Source organism: Micromonospora sp. NPDC003197 (assembly GCF_053590565.1).
Genome location: NZ_JBSFTE010000001.1, coordinates 300934 through 314867 on the forward strand (window position 1 = coordinate 300934; position 13934 = coordinate 314867).

Annotated in this window: 2 protein-coding genes; both read right to left on the reverse strand. The window is 69.3% G+C overall.

Features of this window, described 5'->3' with window-relative positions:
- Positions 1-16: 16 nt before the first annotated feature.
- The gene (locus ACWDV4_RS01415) at positions 17-13474 is read right to left on the reverse strand and encodes a zeta toxin family protein (RefSeq protein WP_449973916.1); all 13458 of its coding nucleotides are present in this window, start codon (positions 13472-13474) and stop codon (positions 17-19) included.
- A gap of 33 nt (positions 13475-13507) precedes the next feature.
- Positions 13508-13855, reverse strand: coding sequence for a hypothetical protein (locus tag ACWDV4_RS01420; RefSeq protein WP_449973918.1), 348 nt, complete (start codon positions 13853-13855; stop codon positions 13508-13510).
- Between the last annotated feature and the right edge of the window lie 79 nt (positions 13856-13934).

Sequence of the window (13934 nt, forward strand, 5' to 3'; positions counted from 1 at the left end):
TCCATGCGGCGACCGGTCAGTTACCGCTGTCACGATCGGTCCTTGTCCGGGATTGGAGCACGGGCGGCAGGGAAATCCCCGGCGGCAGCAATCCGGCATCCACGGCCGAATCCAGCGTCGCCAACACGTCCGGCCACAGATCCTCCGGGACCCGTTGCGCCAGCCGGGCCAGATCGCTCAGAAACTTCTCTGCCTGCTGCGCGCTCCACGGCGCGCCGTGGTGACCATCCACAATTTCCCGACTGATCGGATCGACGTGCCACTGCCCGTCCTCACCACGTTGATTGTCGTAGAGCAGGCGGCCGTCCCAGGTATAGGCCGTCACCGTCTTGATCGCTCCCGGTTCGCCCGCCGCCACGGCATCGATCATCGCAAGGCTGGCCAGCAGCCCTTCGTGATCGCCACGCAGCCGGTCGGTAGGCACGTACCGGCCGTAGTTCAGCAGCGCGCGCTCCCGAAGGTAGCGATCGAGCATCTTCAGCCGGTTGATCGGCTCGGGCGTGACGACAACGGCAAGCTCCATGTCGTATCCGGCCTGACGGTACCGTTCGATCAAGACTGTCGCAGCCTGGGGATCAGCCAGGACGGCCTGCCGGATGACATCGACGCGCTGCTCGATCGCGTACCCGTCAGCCAGGTCCGCCCAGCGCTGAGTGTCTCCGTGAACTCGACTGGCAGCCGTACGGTCGTCGGTGCGGGCCAGCAGTTCGTAGTCGGGGTGGTAGGCATGGAATTCGTTGGCGTCGATCATCAGGTGGTCTTCGATGCCACTCGCGAGCGCCAGCTTTCTGGTGAAGTACGGGTCATCCGCTCCGGCCGGGGCGACCACCAGAAGCACCGACGGGGTACGGTCCGGCGGCTCCACACCGGCCAGCACACTCGGCACGATCTGATGCTCGAAGATCGCCTGGCTGGCGGTCGGCGGCAGCAGGTCCGTGGTGGCAACGCCGGCCGATATGGCCGGTGCCTGCGGGTCGTTCGCCATCTGGGTCACGTACCACCGCTGGAACAGGTCGGCCACTTCCGTCACCGGCACCCGTCCGTGCTGGTATCCCCAGGGGTTACGCAGCACCACCTCCCCGCCCGCGACCGCGACCACCTCGTAGGCGTGGTTCCCGACAAGCCCGTATGGGGGAACCTCACCGGCGGCCATCTCCCGAGTACTTGTGATCACGGGCCGCCCGGCGTCAAGGTGTGCCCGCCACCGGATCGACACCTCCTCCGCAGCGTCGTTGGTAAACCTCACCATCTCCGCGGGGCGGCCGGTGAGCATGGTCAGGAAGAGCGCCTGCTCCAAGCCGCCATGACCATGTCGATGCCCTTCGTAGCCCGAGTCGCCGGGCGCACCGAATATGTCGAGACCAGACGCCGCCTTCTCCAGTAGCGCTGCCCAGATGGTGGCACCCGAGGCATCCAGCGCGAACGCCTGCCCTGCGGACCGTCTGAGATCAGCACCAGCCGGAGACGGGTCGTACCAGGCCGTATACGACGGCAGGTCCGCCGAAACAGTCAGCTCGATGAGCCGGCCGGTCGGCCAGGTCACGCTTCCGGTCACGGTCGCCTCATGCAGCCGCACGGTGTAGCCACCGTCCAGGCGCTCCTGAATCAACCCGGGCAACACCTCGGGTAGGTACGCTGCCAGCGCTCCCAGCAGGGCGACCACACCACAGTCGTTGAGTTCTCCCTGGTTGGCCTGATGACGTCGCGGCTGACCAACAAACAGCGGCAGGGTGTGTCCGTCGAGGCCCACCGGCGGACGGTACGCGATCGGTGAACGCGACTCCCGTGTGAATCCCGTCAGGTCCGGCCGGTCGACATGCAGCCGTACCGGCAGCGGCGACGCCGGTACCGCCGACGGGGCGGCGTCCCCGGCCGCCGGCACCAGGTCGCGTAGCTGGCGTACCGCCGCCGCCAGTTGATCCGCCGCGTCCCGAGACAGCTGTCCGGCGAACAGGGCGGCACCCGCCGTGACGCCGTCGGCGAGTTCGACCCGCTGCGACTCGGACAGACCCGGCGTACGCAACGCGGTGGTGGCGAGGTCGACCCACGCCAGCACCGCTCCGGCCGCCCCCTCGGCCGCCGGCCGGGCCTGCTGCTCGACCACCCGGTCCACCACCGCCGAGCGCCACCCCGGGCCGAAGACGCCAACCGGATCATCGAAGACGGCCAGCAGATAGTCCCCGCGCCAGTCCGGACCGACCGCATTCCGCATCAGCAACCGCCGGGCGACAACGGAAAACGTGTCCGCCGTCCGGTCCGTGGGCAACAGCAGTCCCCCCTCCACCAGCACCGCACCGGCGTACTGCAGAGCCGTGATCAGCGGCAGCACCCGCGGCGCTTCGATCAGACGCTGGCCCGATCCGGTGGCAAACGGATCGAGCCCGGCACCCGCCAGTCGGGCAGCGGCATCGTCGATCCGCGCGGCCAAATCCTGCCCCACGCGCGCATCACCGGCCAGCATGTCGTCCGCAACCGGCTCGCCGGTCGTCTCGAGCACGGCTCGGGAGTCGACGAACACGGTACGCACGCGCCGCTCCAGCTGGGTCGGTTGGTGAGCGAGACGGAACAGTTCGCCGATCTCCCTCGCGATGGCCTCCCGCACATGGCCGACAGGCAGGCGCGACGCGACCGTGACGAGCACGGAGAACGGCACCCCGGGTGCTGGCGGATAGCGGGGCACCCCGGCCACAGCCGGCGGTGTCCCAACGTCGTCGCCGAAATCGGCGCTCCGGAACCAGATCCGTGCGGTCAGACCCTCGTGGCGCACCCACATGGACTCCGGTTCCAAGGTCACCTCTGCCCCTGGCAGGGCGATCGCCACGGCTTCGGCCCGCCGTGCGAGGGCTTCCTGCTGGATCCGGTCCGGGTCGGGGTACGGCATGAATCCACCGGAATACGTGGTCCGCACCAGGGTCGGGGCAGCAGCCGGTGGGGTGGGGTGGCCCTCCGAGCTATCGGCCAGCCAGTCCATCCAGATCCGGACCGTGTCGGCGAGGCTGCTACCCGCCTCCGGTAGGCCAACCACTTCGTCCGCCAGTCGGACCACCATGGACCGGAAGCGGTCTCGTTCCTGCTCAGTCCAGTCTTCGATGCTGATCTCATGGATGTCGACGATCGCTTCCGACTCGGGATCCGACTGCCACCCGCCGTCCGGATCCCGCGAGTTGTGGTAGAGCTTCGTCCCGTCGCTGCCGAGCAACTGGATCGCGTCCACGGCCCCGGAGTGGCCGGGATCTGCCGCGTCCAACTGGGCGAACACCTCGATCAGCCGCTCCCCCTCGGCGTCGACATCCGGCAGGTGCTCCCCCTCGCGTAGCGCCGGCAACCATCGTTCGAGGTGTTCCAGGGTGTGCAACAGGCTGGGCACCGACATCGCCGTCACCTCGACCCGGTAGCCCGCGTCGCGGTAGTGGTCGATCGCCGCCATGGTCTCCTCGTAGCCGGCTGACGGGACATGGCGCACGGCGTCCACTCGCTGCTCGATGATCAGCCGGTCGGCCATTTCCGCCCACGCCGAGATGTCCGGGCCCAACCGATCGGCGGCCGTACGGTCGCCTTCTCCCGCCGACCCGGTCGCATGGTCGGGATGATGCGGCAGCAACCGGTACGGATTGACCACTGCCGCCCCCGACCCGCCGAACCGGTCCTCGACAAGGGGCTCGAACACGGAGGGTTCGCCCGCCGGGCGGCCCAGGGTGATGACCACCGTGGGTGCCTCCCGGGGTGGCCCGGCGGACAACTGTGGGGCGACCCGGGTCTGGAAGATCTCCGTCAGGGCTTCGGGCGAGAGCATGCCGTCCGGTGGCGCTGATCGTGTCGTTGCGCCCTCGGCCGGGCGGCCTCCGGGTGGATCAGCCCCGACCGGGGGCTGTTCGGGCTCTCCCCCGCCGCCCATCCGATACCAGTCCTGCGCCACGATCACGTCGTCCGGCTCGTACATCGGCCGGGCTGGTGCGGGTGACACCCCGTACGGCAGGACGGTCTCGAACGCACCGGTCGGCTGTCCGTACCCGGTGAACAGCGGCCGGAACTGGCCATCGCTCATCGCTGCCGCCGCTGCGATGACCGATCCGTTGCGGCCCAGCCAGACCGGATGCCGCGACGCCTGCACCGCCCGCCCAGTGGCCTGCTGGAACTTCTCTCCGAACGAGTTGGCTCCACCGACCAGTGCCTCGCAGACCAGCAGGGTGAATCCCTCGGGGGCGGTAACCCCGGCGTCGGTAAGCACCTCGGCCAGCACGGTCGGCTCCACCCAGCCGCCGTCGACGAACGCCCGACCGCCCGTACCGTGCATGACCACGCCGACCTGCCCCGCCGGCACCTTTGTCTGGGACACGGCGGCCCGCAGGGTGGGGTTGGCCGCATCAGCCAACGAGCGCACCCAGACGATCTCGGTGCCGTCGGCTCTGAAGATCCGCTCCAGGTACGGCTTGAGCTGGTCGCTGGTCCACGTCTGGGTGCTCGTTGCCGTGGGCTGGCCGCCGGTCGTCGGGTTGATCGGTGCCCATACCTGCCCCCCGGCCGGTGGGCGGATGCCCCGGTAGACCTCAAGCTGCGAAAAACGGTTACGGAAGGTCTCCTTCAGCACCCTGGCCAGGTCCGCACCCAGGGTCTGCTGGCCGACTCCGCCACCGGCCTCGGCCGCGTACATCGTCCAGGTGCCGAGTTGCATGCCGTCGAGCAACGGCGCGCCGGACTCGCCCATTGGCACGCGTGCCGCAAACGCCTGCCCGGTACGCTGCTGCGAGATGCCGTCCTGCGCGATGTCGGTCTGCACCACACTGTCCGCGGTACCGAGCACCCGGATCGGTTTGCCGAGCAGATCCTGCAACTCCGCAGCCAGCCGTTCGGCGTACGAGCGGCCGGTTGGCGAGACGGTCGGGTCGGCGGCACCGCCAACGACCAGCACCACCACCGCCCCCTGTTTGGCCCGGGTGCCCGCCACCACGGGTCGGAAGTCGGGGGACCGGATAAGCAACTCGGCAAAGGCGCGCGGGTCCAGCACCGTATCGCCGACCTGCATCGAATCGGCGGCCCGGTCGTAGTGGCCCGCGACGGTGTAGGTGTTGACGAACCGAGGCAAGGCGTTGGCACTGTGATAACCGTCCACGGTGCCGTCATGCGCCGGGAAGTACCGGCCACCGGTGGCCACCCGCTGGTTCGCGGGCGGATCGACGGTACCGGTCAGCGGGATACCTTGGGTAAGGAGCACACCGCTGCCCCACCGCAGATCGTGCTGCCGGAGAAGTACGGTCTCCGGGTCGATGAGCAGCTCACCAGCGTTGTCAGCGCGGAATACGACCCGCAACTCGGACGGATCAGTGGGGGTTCGCGCACCAAGTACCCGCTGGCCGCTCACCGTGACCTCGATGAGCAATCCGGCCTCCGCCCGCAGATAGGCCGTCTTGCGATCGCCGAACACGCCGCTGACGTGTTTGACCACACCGGTCGCACCGAGCGAGCGGGTGCCGCCGTAACTCACCGCAGGCTCCGCCGTCGCGGATTGTTGGGCCCACGTGCCCGGTTCGGCGTCCCGGTCGCCGACCGGCCGGGTCCCGGCACCGCCCAGGCCACCGCTGACCGAGCGGTTGTCGGTGCGGCCCGCCTGCGCCTCGTTCGGGTGAAAGCTCTCCGAGTAGAGGTATGCCGGCAGCCAGCTCTGCGGCCGTACGTTGAACAACTCCATCCGGACGGTGACTCCGCCGGCAAGCTGGAACACCAGTCCGCCCGGCCGGTTCATCCCGGGTGCCTGGAACCCCTGCGGCTCCACCGCCTCGGCGAAGTAGCGCACCAACGTCGGGTAGGAGAGCACCGAGCGCAGGTTGTCGATGGGCAGACCACCCGGCGCGAAAAGTTGGGTGACGGCCCGCTTGACACGCCCGGCCTGATGGGGGTTCCGTCGGGACACCGTGTCGACCACCTGGTCGAAGACGCCTCGGATGATGTCCGGGGCGATGGCAGCGAGCAGCACCCGCCGAGCGTCGACCTCCTGCCCGGTCAGGATGAACGGCACGGCGTCCGGCTGGGCCCGCAGGGTCTCCGCCATGGAGGCGAGCGGCTCGACCTGCACCAACGGGCCGACGGGTCTCGGGGGCCGCTGACCGTCCGACATGGTCGAGTTGGGAATGAGCACCTGCTCCCGCAGGTCCACGAAGCCGCTCCCCGCCGGGTCCGGCGCGGCGGGCCACCCCGCTGGTCGGCGTACCACCCCGGGCAGGCCGAGGCCGAGCGCCTTGGCCCACACCTTCCACTCCCGTGCCGGCACTACGTCGATGGTGATCCGCATCGGCCCGGTGTAGCGGTGCGCGTCGTCGGCCACCCGTAACGTGTCGCGGCGGGCACGGGTCGACACCTCACCGGTGGTCGCGCTGCGTCCGATGCTGTGGGTGCCGGTCACCCGCCCACTCGCGTCGGCCAGGAGGAATTCCTTCGGAAAGCCGTGCTTGTCGCCGGTGCCGGACTGATGACTGAAACCTGCCGACGTTGCGTGCTGCCGTGGCCGTTTGGCGAACCCGGTAACGAAGTGGCCGGTCGACATGTCCGGGATCGTGTCCTGGTAGGCGTATTCGCCGATCCGCTCGGCCCGAAGCACGATGTGCACCTGCCGGTCGCCGATCAGGCCCGGTCCCACGCTCTGCAACACCACCCCGCTGCCGTACAACAGATGCGGATCGCCGCTGAGCGAACCGGCGGCGAGGATGGTGTCCAGGTTCGCCGGCAGCGCCGTCCGTTCCGCCAGGACGTACCCGCCGGGTCCGGTCGTCGCGACCGGGACCCAGTGGGCCCGCAACGCCCAGGGCGCCTTGGCCTTGAGCAACTCCCGCACCTTCTGCTGTACGGGATTGAGCCCGTCGGGTGGCTGAGGCTGGGCGGGATCCCAGACGAAGCGTTCCGTGGTGGCGAGCCGCGGAATCTCGCCGGGGGGCAACTTCTGTGGGACCGAGGCGCGCCGGACCGGTGCGCCGGGGGTCTCCCGCTGGAGGATGAGGGCATCCTCGACGAGCAGGTACCGGACGTCGATCTTCGGGATGGCACTCGCCTGCGCTCGGGGTCCTGCCTTCACCGACTCGACGGTCAACTCGTAGAGCAGGTGTGCCGAATGCTCGACGTGCGGGCTCGCCGGATAGGGCAACCACCGGCCGCTGGTGCTCTGGAGGCGGTGTTGGTTCTTCTCCGATCGTCCACTCGACCAGGTGCCGGTCCCGTCCGGCAGCGCGACAAGTTCGGTGCCGGCCGGAACCTCGTTGAGGCGACTGTTTACCGGTACAGAATGGGACCGACCGGTGCTCTTGGTGTGTTCGAACTTCGGGTTGGCCTCGACAATCTCCAATCGGCTCAGCGGGACCTGTCCGCCGGTGGGACGCAGGTCGTGCGTGGTCAGCCGGATGTGCACCCGCGCCACCCGGTGCGGCTCGCGCACCTCGAACGTCAACCTGCCGTCCGGCGCGCGAAGCAGGTGGGAGATCTGCTGGTCGGCGGCCGAGATCATCCGAGCCGCTTCCCAAGCCAACGCGGGAGAGATCCCCGCGTCGGTGAGCATTTGGGCGAGGTTCTTCTCCAGCTCCGCCCCGCCGTACAGCTCGGTCGGTATGTCCTGCTCGGTGATTGGCTCCGGTGCCCCGAGCTGATGCGCCCGGTCCGGCGGGACCAGCAATGGCCGGTGTTTCCTCGGCGGCTTGGCCGGCAACGGCTGGGTCGCGGGGGTCAGTGGGGTGGCGCTCCCCAGGGGCGTGGCGGGCTGCGGCGGCGACCCGAGCGGCACCAGGCCCTTGGGTACGACGACCCGCATCATGCCGCCCTCGATCACCGTTCGCCCCACCACCGTCCGGTTGGCGAGCGTTGGGCGGTGGGTCCGGGAAACGAGTCGCCGTACCCGGTCACCACGCCCCAAGTTGCCGAGCTTCGGCTCGAACCGGACCCGGACGTCCACGACGAGGTCCACGCCCCAGTCGAAGGTGACGGCTGGACCCTCGTACGCCGCGCCCCGGGTGGCGAAGTTGAACCGGGCGGCCACCGAGTTGGCCGACCAGTTCCACGTCCGGTTGCCCATACCCCCGAAAGTCAGCGTTTGACCTTTCCAGGTAACCGGCAGGGTGAATTCCCCCCCACCGCCGGCGCTCGCCGAGGCGGTGACGCCACGGTCGTTCGCCATGTCGGTGAACGAGGTCGGCACCACACTGACTGTGGCCTTGTCCAGCTCGCTGAGCTGTGCCGGTCCCTTACGGGCCGGCAGCACCCGCACCTCCACCGTCTGCTGTCCACCGGGGACTTCGCGGGTGGAGAAGAACCGTAGACCGCCGAGGAACGGCTCGTCCGATCCGGGGGTCGCGGCAGTGACGTCCGCCCCCGGATCGGGCCGGAACAGGTCGACCTGGTGCGCGATCATGGTTTCGGTCGACAGGAGCGCATCCAACTCCAGGCGAAGCTGGTGCAGCTCGCGTGCGGTGTACCCGGCCAGGTGCGGGTTGTTCGTCATATCCTGGAGCAGGGCGATGACCCGATCGACGACTGCCTCGGCACCGGCCAATCGGTCCAGGGCTCCGGTGCCGATCCCCTGCCCAGCGACCACCGCCCGGGGCGGCTGGTACGGGACCAGGGGTACCGGCCCGTCCCGCTGCACCGTCGGTACGGTGCCGTCCCGGAGGGCCCGCATCCGCGCCTCGAAGCGGTCCGCCTCGCGCTGCGGCACGTGCAGGATCACCGTGCCCGTTTCTGACACGCTCGCCGGCAGCCCAGCGACATCCGAGGCCAGTTCGGCGCTGAGGTCCACCGTCACCTCGAAGACGACGGTGTCGTCCTGGTAGCCGAGGGCACGCCACTCACCGCCACCGACACTGGTGGTCGCCGAATCGGATCTGTTGTGCTGTACCGAGCCGGCACCCTGCGCCTTGATCTTCGCCCGCCACGAGTCCGGGCCTAACTTGCTGTCCAAACCAATGGACGCCTTGGCTCCGGCACCGCCGCCGAAGTTGGACGCGTACTGCTGGCCGCGTCGGCTCTCGATCTTGAATTCCTGCTTGCCCAATGTGCCTACCCGCCGCACCTTCGTCACGTCGCTGCGCACGACCATGCCGAGCCAGTGGCCGGGTGTCGGTTCCAGGAACCCCGTCGGGGCACCGCTGCTGGTCAGACTCGAGTAACGCCGGAGCATGGCCGATTCGGAAAGCGCCTCCTCGACCTGTCGCTTGAACTGCTCTGTGGCCCCCGGAAACAGGCTGAGCACCCGCTGCGCCAGAGCAGTCAGCCCGGAGATCGACTCGGGCACGGTAAAGACTGCGCCAAGCGCCACGCGGGTCTGTTCCCGTTGCTGCGGAGCGGGATTCGCCGGAAGAACGATGTCGGGCTGTGCAGGTTCGACAGCTGCATCGCTGCGCCGGGTGGTCTCGATCGGAAACGAGATGGTCAGATTCGGCGCGGGGTGGCTCGTCGGTGTCGACGCGGCACCACCTGGTGAACTGACCTGGATCTGCCACTGCGCACCCTTGAGATCGAAATAGGCGCGCTCCCCGCTGCGGCCGACCTGCCGCATGGCGCTCATCACCCGCACCGTCACCTGACCGGCGGAGGTGCTGGTCAACCCGCCCAGGGTCAGCTTGCCTCCGACGACTCCGATCGACCCACCCAACGGAGCGTTGAGCCCGGTCGTCCTCGAATAGCCGGTGTTCTGGACCAGGTGATTCTCGTGCGTCTGGTCGGCCGGTGTGCCATGCCCCTGCCCGTGCCCGGCCCCCGGGGTCGACTGACCGGCCGCTGTCCGTCCGTACCCGGACAGTTCTGCCTCGACTTCGCCAGCATGCCGCCACTGGATCGTCGCGGCGCTCAGGTCCAGGCGCAGCATTACCTCATGGCTGTTCCCCTGGCCGTCGGTGAGGTGCAGCCGTACGCCGTTCTCGCTGACCAACTGCCGGCCTGCCGCTCGGCTGCCGAGGCGGTCGAAGAGGTCGAGGATGCCGTTCTGGACCTGTTGGTCGATGTGCCGCTGTTGCTCGGTGGTCGGTGGGGTGGGCTGTCCCGGCAAGTTCAGCTGAATGGAACCGGCGATCTCTTCGGCGACCCTGGCCTCGTTGGTTCCGCCTTCGAGGCGCAGGCCACCGATCGACTCGACCTGCCCCCGTTCTCCCCAGGAACGGCCGTACTGGTGCGGATCGGACCAACCGGCCGGCGGTTCACTGTGGACCGCGTCGTACGCGGCCCGCTCCTGCAGCAGAGTGTCCTGCGTCTGCTCTGCGGTGGTCGCGAGGTCGACACTCCCGGGTATGAACCCACTCGGCAGCAGGCCGAACTGCGCCGCGAGTTCGGCAAACAGCAGTTGCCTCGTGTCGGCCGGTAGCCGGGGCGGCCCGGCCGGCGTGCCCTGGGTAGCCGGGGTGGCCTCCAGCGCCGGCATGCCCAGCTCGTCGAGCCGCTCACGCGCATACCGGTAGATTTCAGCCACCGTCCCGGGGTCGAACGGCATGGCCGGATCCTGGCCGGCCAGGTAGAGGAAGTGCGCCGCCGCATCGAGCATCGCGGCGGTTTCCTCGGGAGTGTGCGGGCTACCAGCCGGCGGGTCGGTCAGCACCTCGGCCAGCCGTAGCCAGCCCGGGTCGGTCGGGCTGCGGCGCGCCGGCGGAGCGATCGTGTCGGGCGGCAGGCCGAGTTCGTTCAGCGCGTCGGTCAACCCGCCAAGACGTGCCTCGCCCGCCTGGGAAATCTGGGCCGCCGCCTGGGCCGCCGGATTTCCTGGTGACGGTGGCCCGTGCGGCGGCTGACCGGCGCCCAGCATCTCCCAGGTGTCGATGTGCTGCGCTGGGGCGTCCAGGTCATAGTCGGAGGCAGGCCGACTGAGGTGCTGGGCCGGGTCACTGGTGACATCCGGGAAGTGCGGCGAGGGCGGGCCGACCGTCTCGAAGGTGCTCGACGGTGGCGAATCCGCAGGCATGTTCGGCCGAAGGCTGCCGTCAGGCAGGACCACCGCCGGCACGGCAACGACCTGGCTGGTACGCGGGTTGAACCAGACCGGGCCACGGCTCGCCACCACCGGCGCGTACACCAGTTCGCTGAACTGTGCCGCGAACGACTCGTCGTCATCGGTGAGCCCTTCGCAGATCGCGAGGACGAACCCGTTGGACGGGGCCGGGATGCCGTGCTTGAGGAACCCAGCGAGCAGGATGCCCGGGTCGACCCAGCCCTCGTCCACAAAGACTCGGCCGTTGGTCGCATGGCCGAGCACGACCACCTCACCGGTCGACACCTGGATCTGCCGTGCGGCCTGGATTGTCTCGGGCGTGGGCGGGCTGCTCGCAGAGTGCAGGACCACGACCGTGCCACCGGATGCGGCCTGCTCCACGAACATTCGGGAGAGGAGTTCGTCCAACGTCAGGAAGGGGGCATCGGCTGGCGGCGGGCGCTCTGCGGTGGGGGCGAACGTGGGGTTCCCGCCGCGCCCCGGCCCTCCATTCGGGCCAGCGCTGTCGGCTGGCTCGGTACGCGGCACAGGCTCCGGTCCCGGCTTTGGACCTGTGCCGTCACCAGGCACCGGCTCGGCCCCATCTCGGGTCGGCTCTGGGCCACGGTCGAGCGGACCGGCCGGGCCTGCTGATTCACCGTCGCCCACTGGTCGGCCGTTCTCCCCGCCGGGGCGTGGACCTGTTCCGTCGGGAGTCACCTCGGGAGGTCGGTCACCACCACGTCCCCCGCCGGGATACGGGCTTGGCCCCTGACCGGCAACGTCACGTCCCACCGTCCCCCGACCAGACTCGACAGGTTGGGCCTCCGGTCCGGCCGGCCTACCGCCACCAGCAGGTGGTCGGCTCTCCATGCCGCCCGACACCACCGTCGACCCGCCCGACCCGTTCGTCGAGGGTGACCCAGGCGGACCAGGCGGACCAGGCGGACCAGGCGGACCAGGCGGACCAGGCGGACCAGGCGGACCAGGCGGACCAGCCGGGGCAACCGGACCAGGCGGAGCAGGCGGAGCAGACGGACCAGGCGGAGCAGACAGGGCAGCCGGACCAGGTAGAGCAGGCGGACCAAGCGGGCCAGGCGGCCCCGATGGCCCCGTGGGTCCTGGCGGCCTCGGCACGAGGGGAGCGGATGCCCGGCCATCCCCCCGCATCGGCCCCGCCGGCCCCTCACCCGCCGCCGCACCATTCCCGGTCCGCACCAGCGAGCCACTACCGCCGGTACCGCCACCCGTCGGGCCACCACCAGTCGGGCCGCCACCACCAGTCGGGCCACCACCAGTCCCGCGGCCCGCTGCCCCGGACGTCGACCACGTCCCGTCAGCGGACCGGCCAGCCATCGGTGGCGCCTCGGGCGGCGGTGTGACAGACACGACCCGCCCATTCGCGGTCACCCCGACATACTTCGGCGTCACCCCCGCCGGAAGCTCCGGACCAACCCCCCGCACCGGCTCCGGCATCCGAAACGGAAGCTTCTCGGCCACGCCCACCAGCCGTATTGCCCGTGCCAACGGCTGCCCGAGTCGCGCCGCACCAGCGGTCCCCAGCCCGAAGACACCACCCATCAACGCGGCAGCAAGAAACTCCGACCCGTGGGGCCGCTGCCACTCCCCATGAATCACGCCAGCGGACAACCTGCCCGCCACCGGAAACGCCACTGCCCCCGCAGCCGCCGTCGTCAGCACCTGGACGGAAAGCGGCACACCACGCTGCAACACCGTCGGCGGTAGGAACTTGTTCAGCCCGCTTCGGGTCGTCACCATCAGCGGGCCAGCGATCGCCCCGGTCAACGTGCTGAGCCCCAACGACGTCAGATCCAGCCCCGGCCGGTTTCCCTGGGCGATCTGGATGGACTGCGCAACCAGGTTGGCCGTGCCCATCATTCCGGCCGCCAGCAACGCCTCCCGTCCCAACGTCGACAACGTGACGTCGCGGACCACCACCTGGGTCAACGGCGGGAGAAGGGTCCGCGCGGCCGTTGGCACCGCTGCCCGGCTCGTGACCCGGACCGCCACCGCCCCGGCGATCTTCTTGCCACCCATCCGGCGGAGGAGATCCGCCATGATCCTCGCCCCGGCAGCCCGGCCCGCGGTAATCGCCGTGGCCTGTGCCGCCGCCCCGGCAGCCGGATTGAGCAGGAGCGACAAATACATGATCATCATCGTGAGGGCGAGCATCGCCTGCAGGTTGAGCTTGGCGAATTCGATGTTCATCGCAGCGCCGTTAGCCGCCGAAGCCGCAGCGGAAGCCACCTCGGCAACATCGGCCAGGCCACCCTCATCACCGCTGAGCAGCTGCCACCGTTTGAGCAGGGCCGGCCCGACATCGCCACCCCAGGCACCGAGAACCTGCGTCACACCAGCGCCAGCATCCTGATGCAGGGTCCTTAGTGTTCGTTCCAGCGCAGCCCAGTCCGCCCCCAGGCTTCGCAACCGATCCTCGTCGCCGTCGGGCCAACCCGTGACGAAGAGGATCGCATCGCGGACCTTGTTCCACAGGTCGCTGCCGAAGTCGGGGATCGGAACCGACACGCGTTCCTCCCTGCTATCCAGCGCTGCCTGGCGTCAGAACTTCAGGTCGGGGACGTCGTTCACTGGAACCGCTTTGACCAACGCCGCAGTCGTGACATCGTCGTTGACCGTCTCCGAGAGCCCACTCTTCAGGCTGAGGCCCATCTCCCACACGAGCCTGGTCAGCTTCTCCGCCGCCTCCAACGCCAGCGGTGCTGCCGCGTACTTCTCGCCGAAGGCTTGCCCCGCCTCGTCATTGCCCCACGTACTACTGCTGCTGGCAATACGGATATCCGCTACCTGGCCAAAGAGAGTCTGCCGGCAGGCCTCAGCGGCTTTGTCGATCTTCGCCACACCCGCTGCTGCTACGTCCGCGCTGAGGATCGTCTCCTTACCACTCACCAGACGTCCTCCTTCGAACGATGCCGCCAGCTGTTCGTCGAACCCGCCGAAGGTCTCTTCCCAGTCGCAACCGCGCTAG